Source organism: Bacillus sp. TH25, assembly GCF_016650935.1.
Classification (GTDB): domain Bacteria; phylum Bacillota; class Bacilli; order Bacillales; family Bacillaceae_G; genus Bacillus_A; species Bacillus_A mycoides.
This window is the reverse complement of sequence record NZ_JAEKEU010000009.1, coordinates 1,396,303-1,409,789: the sequence shown is the minus strand read 5'-3', so window position 1 is coordinate 1,409,789 and position 13,487 is coordinate 1,396,303. Positions and strand designations below refer to the sequence as shown.

The window sequence follows — 13,487 nt, the reverse complement described above, 5'->3', positions numbered from 1 at the left end:
CCGACTTTCATTTTCCCGACTGCTTGCGGGCCAAATATTAAGATGAATTTCATTTGTTTTCCTCCGACCTTTCTCTATAAACAATGAAATAAAACATATCCTAAAATTGAAAATAAGGCAGTCGATGTTGTGTCGATTGCCTTATTTTCATGAATAATTCCTATATTATTCCTTTCGTACAGCTTCAAAAGTAATAATTTGTTCTGCATTTGACGGTTGCTTTTCATAAACATAGTCAGCAGAGCAAGTAATGTCAGTGAAACCTATACTTTCTAAAAGGAGTTTAAACTCTTCTATTCCATACCACCGCATTGCAAAACGTTGTAGTTCAGTTTGTACTAACTGTCCTTTACTCCATTTTTCATATTTTAAATATGATACAGTTACTTGGTTAAGCCAATCTATTTCAATTGATTTATTTTCTAATGTAATTCCGTCCCCGTTTGGCAAGGAAAAAGTCGATGTATGAATCTCACCCGTCTTCCAGTCATATGGAAGCGCAAGATCTACAATTAAACGCCCGCCTAGATTAAGATGTCGATAAAAACATTTCAGAGCATTTATAGAATCATCACGATTTTCAATTAAACAAAAGGATCCAGTAGGAATTATTATCGCTTCATATTTATGTGGCAGTGAAAATTGTTGTAAGCTTCCTTCATATAAATTAGGATGCAAGCCTCTCTCTTTACACCGCATACGGCAAGAATCTAGCATTTCAGGCGAATAATCTATCCCATCAACTTTAAAACCAGTTTCAAGAAGTGGTATAATGACACGCCCTGAGCCTACTGCTGCTTCGAGAATTCTGCCCTCACAATTATTTAAACGTTTTTGGTAATACTCAATATCACCATTTAAAGAATAACCAACAGGTTTTGTGTAATTATAAAGTTCCGTACAAAGTGTACTATAAAAACTGAACATTTATTTTCTCCCCCGTTTTATGTATACGGAAGATTCTAATTTACTTAATCTTTCCGTACCTCAAATTTTAATGAGCATTCGAAAGAGCTGACTGTCATAATTTATCACTCACTTCCCATGTAATATATTTGCATTGTATAATATTACCTCGCGATTGAACATATCAAAGTTAAAAATTCTGATTATAAACAAAGAGCTTACTATAGTAAGCTCTTCATCAAAAACTATTTATTTCACAATCGGCAATGTTACTTCACTCAATTTTACCGTAAGCTTCGTGCCCGCTTTCGGTCTAATTGTATAATCGTAGTCACTTGCGATTAAAACGACCCCCATTTGATGCCCTGCTTTAAATACATAATCATCTGGCTGCATGTCCCATGTAAATGTGTAATCTTTACCAGGTTGAATCGCTGTTGAATTTTCTATACTATTTAAGTTTTGCGGATCCATCCAACCTCTCGTTACAATTTCAGGCCTCGCTCCGCCATAATCAACAAGTAAAGCTGTTAAATTTGAAACAGATCGATCAATATTTCCTGTTATTGAAATTTTAGGCGTACCACTTATTCGCATATCTTTTTGCAGTACAGGCATTGTATATACTAATCGATTCGCTATTTCTAACTCAGGGTTTTCTACTAGTTGATTTGACTTTATTTTGGCATCATCTACTAATGAGAAAACATTGTTTACTGATCCCATACTTAATGGTAGATTGACTGCTTTATTACTTAAATACATACGGACTTTTGATGGTACAGCTGCTGGATCTGGCCAATTTTTTATTTTTTGCCACGATTTATTTTCACGTTGTACATCTACCATCGGTTCATCCATAATTCCATTTTCAATTCCATATAACCAATAATCGAACCATTTATTTTGGGTTTGTTGCCAGTTATTACTTGATGTTCCGCCGTGTCCACCTTGATGTAACCACATTTTACGAGGAACATTATTTTCGCCAAGAGCTTCCCACCACTGTGAGAACTGCTTCGTTTTTACATTCCAATCATTTAAACCGTGAACAACAAACACACTAGCCTTCACATTCTTAACATCTTTTACATAGTTACGTTTATCCCAAAAATCGTTATAATCGCCTGTTTTACGATCTTGTCCAGCTGTTAGTTCTTTAATAATTTGCCCGCAAACTTCAGGGTTCTTTCTTGTTAGTACTGCTTCAGCCATATTATCTGTATCTTCTCCTTGATAACCACCCGGCGCAATAACCGCCCCATTTGCACGATAATAATCATACCAACTACTAATCGCTGCGATTGGAATAATTGTTTTTAACCCTTCCACTCCTGTCGTTGCGACAGCATTTGGTAACGTACCATTATAAGAAACTCCTGTCATTCCTACATTTCCCGAAGACCAATTTGCATTTACTTCCTTACCATCCTCTGTATATGCTTTTGCACGCCCATTTACCCAATCAATGACAGACTTCGTCCCTAGTATTTCTTGTTCATCTCCGGTTGTCGGACATCCATCTGATTTTCCAGTTCCGATGCTTTCGCCTAAAATAACTGCATATCCTCTTGGAACATAATAATTGCCGTATGAACCAAGATTAACCGCTGCATACGGTTTTCCTTCATACGCATACAATTCTTCATCAACATTATAAACAGGAACATCTTTTAATCCTGATCGATATGGACTCATTTCATATATAACAGGAACTTTTACATTTGATTCTGTCTTTGGACGCATAACTTTAATTGATACTCGATCTTTCTTACCATCTCTATCACTATCGACTTCTGTCTCTACGAATAAATTTTCAATAATTGCTTCATCAAGAGAATAGATTGGTTTTGTCATCCCATTTTCCAATTGAATTTTTGTGTTTGGAGTTACAGCTTCTGAAATTTGACCATTTAACTTAATATCACTCCCTTTTACAGAGCTCCCTTCCTTATTTTCTGCATGTGCAGTCATACTAGAAATGCCTGAAGTAATTGTTAAAGATAATATAGCTGAAAGTGTTATTGCTAATTTCTTTTTCCTCATGCCCTTCCCTCCCCATATATTCCTTCTTTTACTATACATTAAAAATGCAGAAAATTCAGTTTATATTTCGTGGAAAGTTGAGAAATTTGTAAAATATCCGAATCTTTCAAGATAATAGAAAAGAACTAATAACAATTAGTTCCTTTCTATATACATATAAAATTGTATTTCTCCATCTTCTACCGAAACTCCGTATTCAAAGCCATGTCTTTCTAAAATACTCTTTACAATCGCTAATCCTAATCCAGTACCTGATTTGTCTTTACTACGTGAAGACTCCAATACGTAAAAAGGCTCCCAAATTTTATCTATCTCTTTAATTCCCTCAGCAGCAATACCATTTTGAATTTGAAAATACACAATGCCATTTTTCTCTTCTAATGTGATTTTTATATTTTGATTCGTTGTATATTTTATCGCATTAGAAATTAAATTTTGAAAGACCATTCTCATTTTATTTAAATCAGCATAAACAATCGTTTCACCAACACTATAGTTCACTTGCAACTTGATTTCTTTCGACTCCAGTTCAATCTTATGCTTATCTATTATACTTTGTACTAGTGGTTCAATAGGGAATTCTTCTTTTTGTAAAATATCTCTTTCTAGTTTAGAGAATCGCAATAACTCTTCAATTAAATTTGAAATTTGATCTGTTTGTTTAATGATTGTATCAACATATGTGCCATCATCTAAACCGTCTTTTATTCCCATAGAATATGCTTTTACTAATGCGATTGGTGTTTTTAATTCATGAGTTACATCGCCCATAAATCGTTTTAAGTGGTCATTTCGATCTGTTAAATCTTGATGTGCTTCATGTAATTTATCACTCATAATGTTTATACTATTTGCTAAATCACCTATTTCATCATTCGTTTTAACTTTCGTCCGTTTAAATTTCAGGCGTGAAATATCTTCTGCGACATCACTCAATTCATTCAGTGGTGTAGTGATTGTTTTTGAAAAAATCCAGACGAGCACGATAATAAGAAATAGTGAGAATCCCAAAATGTATAAATAAAATGAGTTAAGCGTTTTAATTACTTCATTGGAATGTGCGATAGAAACTCCTACTAAAATCAACATATCATCTTTCGCAATGTATTTCGCAAAAAAACTAGATTTTATCTTTTCTTGATCATATATTTTATTCGATTGTCCGAGGTTCTTCACTTTCGTAATTTCTTCTTTTGTAATCCAAAGTTTATTCAATGCAACTCTCTTCTTTGTAAGTTGCATGCGTAATTCTTCATTAATAGCATCTTCTGAACTATTTATTGATGTATAAGCAATCGTAACATTACCTTCATTTTCAATACGATTTATAGCATCATCCAGCTCTTTACGCGGTATTGACTGGATTTGCGCTGTAATGCCTTCTAAGCTTTCGCGTGTTTTGTGCACATTATATTTTGGTAAAAAATAGTTAATTAATAATAAAGAGACGGCAAAAATAAGGATGACTGTTAAAGAGATGCTGAAAAATAACTTTTTACCGAGTTTATTCACACTCTTCCTCCAAACTGTATCCTAAACCGCGATGTGTCTTTATAATATTTTCTCCTATTTTTTTACGTAATCTTCTTACATGCGTATCAACCGTTCGCTCTTCCCCAAAATAATCAAACCCCCAGACGATATCTAACAACTTTTTCCTCGTTAAAATCGTGCCTTTATGATTTAAAAAACATTTTATTAATTGTAATTCTGTCTTTGTAATGTCTAATTCTTTCTCGTTTTTATATACTTTATTTTTGGTGAAATCTATTTTTAAATCTTGAACTTGAATAACATCTTCATGCTGTACAAGCTTTTTCGCTCGCGTAATTAGCACTCCTGGGTGAAATGGTTTTTTCACATACTCATCTGCCCCGCTTTGAAGAGCTGCTAATTCATCTTCACTTTCACTTTTCGCCGTAAGCATTAATACTTTTACACTCGAATTCTTTTTTATTTCCTGACAGACAGTAATACCACTACTTTTCGGCATCATCCAGTCTAAAATAGCTAAGTCAATTTTCTCATCATAAAATATTTGAAGTGCTTCCTCTCCATCTTTTGCTAATAAAACTTCGAAGCCTTCTTTTTCAAAATACGCTTTTAAAATTTTCAGCATATCTTGTTCATCATCCGCGATTAATACTTTCATTACATTTCCTCCATTACTTATAAACAACTATCAATTTTATCATACAACTTCTTTGTTACATCAATGTGACATAAAAATATTTATAACGTTTGCGGGTATAGTAAGTGTGAGGTGTTGTTTCATGTTCAAAAAAATAGGAGTCATTACTCTTCTCTTCTTTTTATTATCAACAAATGCGTTCGCAAATACAAATAAACAAATTGAAGTATTTGATTGTAAAAAAGAAATGGTGGTCCAAAAACAATCTTTAGATTCAGCCATTCAAAAAGAAGCAGTTCAATACGCAAAATCAATTACTGGTCCATTTAAAAACTTAAATGTCGTTCCGAAAGATGGACATATGATAAAAATCCCATTATCGAAACCTGTTCCTATTACAAATCAATGGTTACATACAACAATCGATGAAGTACTCATCCTTCTCCCACTTAATGAAAAACCTTACATTATGCTTTACGATGATGAGAATAATCCCCATTTTTATTATGTAAAAGGTGATCCGAAGGGTTTATTGAAACAAATGAATGTTAAATTATAATTAAAAAAGATCCCGCAAGTATCATTCGCGGGATCTTTTTTATCAGTTAACAACTTGATTTTCATTTAAAAAATTAATAATCTGCCTTTTGTGATGGTTATCGTGATCTACGAATTCTTTAATAATATATATTAGAGAGTACGGCATTCCAGTATGAGGACAATATGATACTCCATTGGCAGTTAAATGTTCCTTTAGCTTTCCAATAGACAGTCGGTTAAGCTCTTGAACAAGTAAATCTCTTTTAGCTTGTGCTTCTTCAAGAAGTTTTATCTTAGATATACCTGATTTTGCATAATTAGAGGCTAGTTTATTATATGTATCAAAGTCAGGGAACTCCATTCCCTGTCCATCTCTCACTGATGATAATGTCTCACGTAAAAGATAGTCATCCCAATTCATAATATGAGATACAATCTCACCAATAGTCCATTTCCCCTCTGATATTGGCGCTGTCCACAATTCTTCTTTCATACCTTTCAATGTGGTTATCCACATTGAATAATCTTTAAAATCATTAATAATTTTATTTTCTCCCATCATCTAATCCCCATTCTAATAGTAGATTCAAATAAATTATACCATAAATCTACACAAGGTAGAACGAACGTTCCTTTTAAGGTCAAATAATAATTCACTACATCCTTTTATCTAAGTCTAGATAATGGCTTGTTCCTACATACATTTTCCCTTTCACAAATCCACTCGAAGTATAAAATTGATCCCCCTGTTCTGTATCTGTATGTAAGACAACAATAGTAAAATAGATTTTTGCATAGCTTAAGATTCTCCCTAACAGTAACCTTCCTAATCCTTTCCGCCGGTAATCTTTTGCAATGTAAAACCTTCTTAATCGGCCAATCTTATTATCTTTCGTATACGGATCTTGATTTAATCCCCCAATTCCAATTAACGTATCACCTCGAAAAATGCCATATAAACATTCACCCGTTTTACTAAATGTATTTCTTCTACTTTCATATTCATTTATTAGTTTTATTAAGAAGTTAAATCTTTCTTCTTTACTTTCCATAACAAGATGATTGATCTCATATTTAAACAAATCTTCAATCTGCTTAATTTGTATATCTTCCAGTTTAATCCCCCACTTTCTCTATCCAAATGTATCTTTTTGAAAAATAAAAATGCCCAAGAATATATCATCTCGAGCATTCATTTGAATGTAAACTTATTCAATTTGTTATGTAAGTATTCTTCAATTCTGGTAATATGCCCTTCAACTCCATTAAATCATCAATTACTAAATCAGCATGAGCAAGTTCATCTTCTTGTGCAAAATCAAAATTACATCCAATCGCAATTAAACCATTATCTTTTGCAGCGTTAATATCCGATAAACGATCTCCAACTACCGCTGCCTCTTTTATATCATATTTCATCAAAATGCTTTTTACTAAGTCACCTTTATTTAGCGAGTGTATTTGTTCAATACTGAATGTTTCCGTAACCCATTGGTCTAAATCATAATAAGATACGATTGCTTGTAAATATTCCGTTAAGCCGTTACTAGCAATGTAAACAGAACAATTATTTTCTTTTATAAAACTAAAAACTTCCTTTACATTCGGATATAAAGCACCATTTCCACTCTTTATATTTTCAATTAGTCTTTCTAAAAAATATGCATCTGTTTGTTCCCTTACTTCATTAGAATGATTCGGTAATAAAGCTTCCCAAACTTTAGGTAAAGGTACACCCATAATTTCACGGTATTTATCAATAGGTGTTTCCGCATCCCATAATTGTAGTGACCGTAAATGATCAAATGTATCATCTAGTGATAACTCTAAAATTTTATCTGTTTGAAATAAAGTTCCATCCATATCAAAAATTAGTACTTGTAACATTTTATACTCTCCCATTCTTTACGTATTAATTACAATACAGTTTTACTCGAAATATGTTTAATCATCTCAACAATAATTTCTGAACAATAATTCGCTGCGGTTTTCGCGAAATCATCATATGAAACTTGCGCTGAATCATCTGCACTATCAGAAATGCATCTCAAAACTAGAAATGGTATGTCATTTATATAAGCAACATGTCCAATTGCCGCTCCTTCCATTTCTGTACAATGAGGTGCATATTCAGTGACTAATTGCTCCTTTAATTTTGAATCCTCGACGAAGCATTCTCCGCTGATGATTCTTCCTTCATGAACAGTAATATTTAAACTACTACTATTAACAGCTTTTCGGGCTAAATCTCTTAATTCATCGCTTGCATGAAACTCTTCTTGAAACGGAAATAAATTCTTCATTTGACTTTTACTAACATCATGATGCGTAACATTTGTAGAAATAACTAGATCGCCAACTTTCACATCCGGATGTAATCCACCCGCAACACCTGTATTAATGATAGAATTCACATCAAATTTATTAATTAAAATTTGGGTACATGCGGCGGCATTTACCTTTCCTACACCACATCGCGTAATAATAATTTCTGTATCCATGAAGTTTCCTTTATAAAAAGGTATTCCCGCAATAGTATGTTCCTCTTTAATAAGTAGTTTTTCTAATAGTAAGTCTATTTCTATTTGCATTGCTCCGATAATACCGATTCTGTTCATATATGTAGTCCCCTTAATTAATTTGCAAATATTCATCAATATCTTTATGAATTTGCATAAAAGCTTTATTCCAAAATTCATACTCTGTTAGATCAATATCAAAATGTTTTTTCATCAATTCTTCAACTGGGGCCTTTCCTGTTTCTCGTAAAAACTCTTTATACCTCAAATGAAATGCATTTTTATTTTCCTTTGCTATTTCGATTAAACTAAAACTCGCTAAATACCCAAATGTGTATGGATAATTGTAAAAAGGAACGTCTGCTATATAAAACTGAACGTATTTCATCCAAACAAACGGCTGATATTCTGTTAGTGCATTCCCGTATGCCTTTTCTTGCGCGGCTATAGATAATTTCTCAATTTCATCAGCACTTATAGGACCTTCTTTACTTTTTTCATAAAAACTCTTTTCAAACTGAAACGATGCACGAATTGCCATAACATAATTAAAGCTATTTCTAATTTTACAGCTAAGCAATGACTTTTTCATTTCTGTGCATTCTGCTGTTTTTATTAAGTGATCTACAAGTACCATCTCAAAGAAAATAGACGCTGATTCAGCTGTACTCATTGGCAGATAATCATCTAAAAATGTTGTAGATTGTTCAAGACTCATAGCATAAAAATGCCAAGCGTGTCCTAGTTCATGAGCAAGTACTCTTACACTATCGATACTTCCGTCATAACGCATAGAGATTCGCGATTCTTTTTCACTGAAAAAAGGAGCGCAAAATCCACCTGGTGGTTTACTGTCTCTTGGTTCCGCATCTACCCATCCATTTGCTATTGCATTCCGTGCAAATTCTGCTAATTCTTCATTTATATTTTTAAATGCATCATATATGTTTTGTACTGCTACTGAAAAAGGAATAATGGACTCATTATTCTCTTTTACTGTCATCAGTTCATGCCATGTAATCGAATTCTTTTCCTTTTTAAAAGCGTTTAAAGCACTTACTAGCTTATCAAGTTTAGATTCCGTTGCATCCCACATTTGTGATAATACAATTTCAGAAATGCCATTCATTTGAAGGGATTGGGTTAGAACTTCTCTCCTTTCTAATTCATTACTTTTCGTATTACGTAATCTTCCTATTTGATTAAAAACAGTAGCAAAGATTTCTTTTTCCTTATTCAAAGTATTTGTAAGAGAATCGAATACTTTGAACCTTTCATTATGATCATCACTATTCATCGCAACATAATTCGCTTGTCCAAAAGATAAAGTCTCTTTATCATGAGTTATTTCTAATTTATTCCGTAATTGTATGTACATATCTTCCCAAGCTTTTAGTTCATTTTCTATTAGTTTAATACTTAAATTATTAGTATCTTGTTGCTTACTAGATTCTATTAATAGCTGAACTTCTTTCTTTAATTGATTTATTTTTACACTTAGTAAAGCATTTTCAGGTTGTACATCCTCTTCAGTGGAACGGCAATACAAATAATATTCCGCCTTTTCGATAGCTTGAATAAGTTGTGAGAGGATTACCGGATTTTTTGTTGCTTTATATTCTATTTTTAACTGTTCTATAGAAAATATAAGATCTTGTTCATTAGAATATAGCCTGCATAAATCCCAGTTAGTTGGAGCATGTATAAGCTTATTCATTTTAATAGCCTCCTATTTTTACAAATAGTTACAACAATTTAATCCCTCCATAATTATATATGAATCTCAAATATTAAGATATATCTAAATATTAAAACTTAAACGAATACATTTTAACATTCCTTATTCTGCTCCCTCTAATTTACAAGTCTACCTTTTCTAAAATATAAATAGCATAAAGACGCTAAAGCTACAAGTATTGGAATAAGTATGACTCCTCCAACAAAGGGATAAACCGCTACACAACATATAAAAGCTATTATAGAAAAAATTTTACCTAACCTATTCTTTATTAACTTAATTCCGGCCGCAGTACCGACTATATATGTAACAATCCCTAACGAGTTCGGTATTAATACGATTCTATCTATACTAATATGAAAAACGAAACTTATTAACAAACCTATTATCGCAATAAAACCTACAACTTTTACTGCATTTGTTGGCGCTGCTCTTTTTACATTAATACTTGCTAAATAACGAGGTGCAACTTCTTCCTTTCCTAGTGAATAGCCTAAACGCCCCATACTTGCGATAAATGCATTTGTTGTCCCTAAACAAATAATAAAAGCTACAAATCCAATTAACCATGCAAATTGGTCACCTAATGTTTGCTTGATTACAAGCACTAGAGCTGTAGTATTATCAGCATTAATATGATAAGATTTCGTTCCGATTACTGATAATGCAATACCAATATATAAAACTCCAATAATAATAATCGCAAATCCCGTAGACAAAATAATATTTCTTTTTCTAGGCGTTTTAAATTCTGGAGCTAAACTCGCAATTGCTTCCCAACCGAAAAACGACCAAAAAATTAATAATGACGCATCTAAAATCGGCTTTACTGCTTTCATAGAAATATGTACATTTATATTTTTCATTTCAATATAAGGTAGTGAGCTTATAATTGTTACGATTAAAATAAAAAAAGTTAATACACCGATACATACTTGAAATAAACCGCTCATTTTTAATCCGAATAAATTGAAAGCAATAGAAATACTCAATATAATTAGCGCAATAATGTACGTGTAATATGATGGTAAAGCAAATACTCTCACTATATAGATTCCACCAGTCATCGATACAACAATTTGCCCAACGCTACCCGCAATAAAAAAACACCAACCTATCATTGCTCCTATATTTTTACCGAAAGCCTTTTCTGCAAAAGTCGCGATTCCACCTGCACTCGGATATTCAATTGATAAAAAAGCAAACGTAAATGCAAGTGGAATACTTAGTAAAATCATAATTAACCAAGAAATAATCGCATTCCCTTCTGCTACACTCGCTGTCATACCAGGTAAAATAAGTATTCCTGATCCTAAAACAGCTCCGACGTATAAAGCTGTTCCCTTTTTAATAGAAATTGTTTCTTTGAAATGATTAGACATTACATGCACCTCCATTTATATTTTAATTATAGAAAGTTATCAGTCTATTCAACATTCAATAGTGTATGTAATTTAGCATTAGATTTTATATTATGCATGTATTTCAGAAGTTTACTTTCAGTTTTGCAAAGGAGCATGATTAATGGATGAGATCGATAAGAAAATAACCCTATTATTACAAGAATATGCCAGGATGACAATTACAGAAATGACTGAGCATTTACACCTCAGCCGCCCTAGTGTTACAGAAAGACTAAAAAGGTTACAAGATGCAGGAATAATTGAAAAGTATACAGCTCGGATATCACTAGATGCCATAGGTAAATCAATTCAGGCATTTTTAAGAATCGAAAATTTAAAGATTCCATGCAAAAAATTCGAGGAGAAAATATACGAAGAATACAGAATACTCGAATGTCACCGAGTAACAGGTGAAAGTAGCTATTACTTAAAAGTAGCAGTTCATTCTATGAAGGAATTAGAGGAATTAATTGATATCGTTATTCCGTTTGGTACAGTGAAAACTTCGATGATTTTATCATCACCGATACCATATCGACCAATTGTCACAGATTAAAAGTAAAAAAGGATTGATCAAAAGATCAATCCTTTACTCTACTTCATTTAAGAAGAACAATGTTAACGCACCTGGTCCTGTATGCGCTCCGATTGCTGCACCAATTGTATTTACGATAAATACCTCACAGCCGAATCTTTCAGTAATTAATGCTTTTAATGCTTCAGCTGTTTCTAAGTCGTCACCGTGAGTCATACCGATTGTTTGATCTTTAAGGTCTTTTCCGCGCTCTTCCATAATATCAACAATTCGGCTTAATACTTTCTTTTTCCCTCGTACCTTTTCAAGTGGTACAAGTTTTCCTTCATCCACATTTAAGATTGGCTTAATGTTTAGCAAACCACCGATGAAACCGGCTACTTTACTTAAACGTCCACCTCTAACAAGGTACTGTAAGTCAGCTACAGTGAATATATGCTCCATATGCTCCATTAGAAAAGCGACACGGTTTAATATTTCTTCTTTTGATGCGCCCTCTTTTGCCATTTTTGCAGCCTCTAATACGACAATACCCTGACCGAGTGAGGCACATTTTGTATCGATAATTTCTAAATCTAAATCAGTGTATGTTTCTGTCACTTCTTTTTTAATGAGAACTGACGATTGATATGTACCAGACAATTCAGATGAAAAAGCTAAATATATACAAGGGTTACCTTCTTTTGCATAGGAAACAAATTTTTCTTGGAATGTTTCAAGTGAAGGCAATGACGTTTTATAAACTGCGCCTTCTCTCATTTTTTGCAGTAATGTAACTGATTTTAATGTAACCCCATCTAAATACTCTGTTTCTGCTTCATCATATACACGGAGTGGAATTAAATCAATATCATATGCTTGCAGCAATTCTACCGGTAAATCCGCCGCACTATCCGTAATGATTTTAACACCCATTTTTAAACCTCTATTCTGTTATAAATATAAAAAAATAAAATATAAATAGTACTTTTAAATTATATACGTAAAACTTAAATGAAGAAAGGAAAACACTTTATATTGTATGCACTATTCTTCAAAACTTGAACTGTTAATAAAAATCATTCCATTCCAACCACTTTTTTCCTGATATTATATTATGTATAACGGAAATAGTAAAAGTTTTCTGAAGGAGGATACATATGAGTATTCAACTGGCTACATCAAATGATTTAGAATGGATTAATAATCAATATGAATCGATAGGGTTTGTACGAAGTGATTTAAAGCGGGATACAGTTGCGATCATTACATACAACAATGCGTACGCGGGTGTTGGACGTTTAGTCCAAATAGATGAAGACACTATTGAAATGGGTGGGATTTTTATTCTCCCTAAATTCAGGGGTCTACAATTAGCTGGAGAACTTGTCTCATTTTTAGTACAAACTGCGAAAAAATTTCAAATACAAAATGTGTATTGTCTTCCTTTTGAAGAACTAGAAAGTTTTTATAAAAAATACGGCTTTACTGAAGTTAATACTACGAATGAAGTTGTCCATCCAATTATTCTAAAAAAATATAATTGGTGTTTGGAAAATTACGATAAACATGTTTTACTATTTAAATTGTGAGTTTTGTAAAAAAGGAGTGAATATACTTTATATTACACCCTAGGTTATAAGATGTAATTATCTATGTTATTTAATTAGCTTCATTAATCAAACAACAT

The 13,487-nt window shown here is 32.6% G+C and carries 14 protein-coding genes; 3 read left to right on the top strand and 11 right to left on the bottom strand.

Annotated elements, in window-relative coordinates; translation table 11 throughout:
- Positions 1 to 165 precede the first annotated feature (165 nt).
- The 4 genes from JFT89_RS11530 to JFT89_RS11515 form a co-directional block, all read right to left on the bottom strand.
- Positions 166 to 927, bottom strand: a complete 762-nt coding sequence (locus JFT89_RS11530; protein WP_002065881.1) for a class I SAM-dependent methyltransferase — start codon at positions 925 to 927, stop codon at positions 166 to 168.
- A 228-nt stretch (positions 928 to 1,155) separates the two neighbouring features.
- Positions 1,156 to 2,952, bottom strand: a complete 1,797-nt coding sequence (locus JFT89_RS11525) for a Xaa-Pro dipeptidyl-peptidase (protein ID WP_033706894.1) — start codon at positions 2,950 to 2,952, stop codon at positions 1,156 to 1,158.
- Positions 2,953 to 3,087: 135 nt separating this feature from the next.
- Positions 3,088 to 4,464 carry a sensor histidine kinase gene (locus tag JFT89_RS11520; RefSeq protein WP_201040009.1) on the bottom strand — a complete coding sequence of 459 codons (1,377 nt, stop codon included), beginning with the start codon at positions 4,462 to 4,464 and terminating at the stop codon, positions 3,088 to 3,090.
- The gene (locus JFT89_RS11515) at positions 4,457 to 5,104 is read right to left on the bottom strand and encodes a response regulator transcription factor (RefSeq protein WP_000865958.1); all 648 of its coding nucleotides are present in this window, start codon (positions 5,102 to 5,104) and stop codon (positions 4,457 to 4,459) included. The genes JFT89_RS11520 and JFT89_RS11515 overlap by 8 nt, the downstream gene beginning before the upstream one ends.
- A 121-nt stretch (positions 5,105 to 5,225) precedes the next feature.
- Here JFT89_RS11515 and JFT89_RS11510 point away from each other — a divergent pair, with 121 nt between their 5' ends.
- The gene (locus JFT89_RS11510; protein WP_002085005.1) at positions 5,226 to 5,642 is read left to right on the top strand and encodes a hypothetical protein; all 417 of its coding nucleotides are present in this window, start codon (positions 5,226 to 5,228) and stop codon (positions 5,640 to 5,642) included.
- 42 nt (positions 5,643 to 5,684) lie between these two features.
- Here the strand turns inward: JFT89_RS11510 and JFT89_RS11505 are convergent, their stop codons facing one another.
- The 6 genes from JFT89_RS11505 to JFT89_RS11480 form a co-directional block, all read right to left on the bottom strand.
- On the bottom strand, positions 5,685 to 6,182 hold the full coding sequence (locus JFT89_RS11505; RefSeq protein ID WP_002085004.1) for a DinB family protein: 498 nt from the start codon (positions 6,180 to 6,182) through the stop codon (positions 5,685 to 5,687).
- A gap of 97 nt (positions 6,183 to 6,279) precedes the next feature.
- Positions 6,280 to 6,738: a GNAT family N-acetyltransferase gene (locus JFT89_RS11500; protein ID WP_235622625.1), complete on the bottom strand. Its 459-nt coding sequence runs from the start codon at positions 6,736 to 6,738 to the stop codon at positions 6,280 to 6,282.
- A 97-nt stretch (positions 6,739 to 6,835) separates the two neighbouring features.
- Positions 6,836 to 7,510: an HAD family hydrolase gene (locus JFT89_RS11495; protein WP_201040008.1), complete on the bottom strand. Its 675-nt coding sequence runs from the start codon at positions 7,508 to 7,510 to the stop codon at positions 6,836 to 6,838.
- A gap of 29 nt (positions 7,511 to 7,539) precedes the next feature.
- Positions 7,540 to 8,241 carry a 5'-methylthioadenosine/adenosylhomocysteine nucleosidase gene (locus JFT89_RS11490; protein WP_201040007.1) on the bottom strand — a complete coding sequence of 234 codons (702 nt, stop codon included), beginning with the start codon at positions 8,239 to 8,241 and terminating at the stop codon, positions 7,540 to 7,542.
- A gap of 13 nt (positions 8,242 to 8,254) precedes the next feature.
- Entirely contained in the window at positions 8,255 to 9,859 is a 1,605-nt protein-coding gene (locus JFT89_RS11485; RefSeq protein ID WP_201040006.1) for a M3 family metallopeptidase, read from the bottom strand.
- 137 nt (positions 9,860 to 9,996) lie between these two features.
- Positions 9,997 to 11,262: an APC family permease gene (locus tag JFT89_RS11480; RefSeq protein WP_016095622.1), complete on the bottom strand. Its 1,266-nt coding sequence runs from the start codon at positions 11,260 to 11,262 to the stop codon at positions 9,997 to 9,999.
- Positions 11,263 to 11,404: 142 nt separating this feature from the next.
- Between JFT89_RS11480 and JFT89_RS11475 the strand changes: the two genes are divergently transcribed.
- Positions 11,405 to 11,839 (top strand): Lrp/AsnC family transcriptional regulator, encoded by a 435-nt coding sequence (locus tag JFT89_RS11475; RefSeq protein WP_016095623.1) that lies wholly within the window; start codon positions 11,405 to 11,407, stop codon positions 11,837 to 11,839.
- Positions 11,840 to 11,872: 33 nt separating this feature from the next.
- Here JFT89_RS11475 and JFT89_RS11470 read toward each other — a convergent pair whose 3' ends face one another.
- On the bottom strand, positions 11,873 to 12,733 hold the full coding sequence (locus JFT89_RS11470) for a DegV family protein (RefSeq protein ID WP_002065867.1): 861 nt from the start codon (positions 12,731 to 12,733) through the stop codon (positions 11,873 to 11,875).
- A gap of 224 nt (positions 12,734 to 12,957) precedes the next feature.
- Between JFT89_RS11470 and JFT89_RS11465 the strand changes: the two genes are divergently transcribed.
- Positions 12,958 to 13,389, top strand: a complete 432-nt coding sequence (locus tag JFT89_RS11465) for a GNAT family N-acetyltransferase (RefSeq protein WP_201040005.1) — start codon at positions 12,958 to 12,960, stop codon at positions 13,387 to 13,389.
- The last annotated feature ends 98 nt before the right edge of the window (positions 13,390 to 13,487 follow it).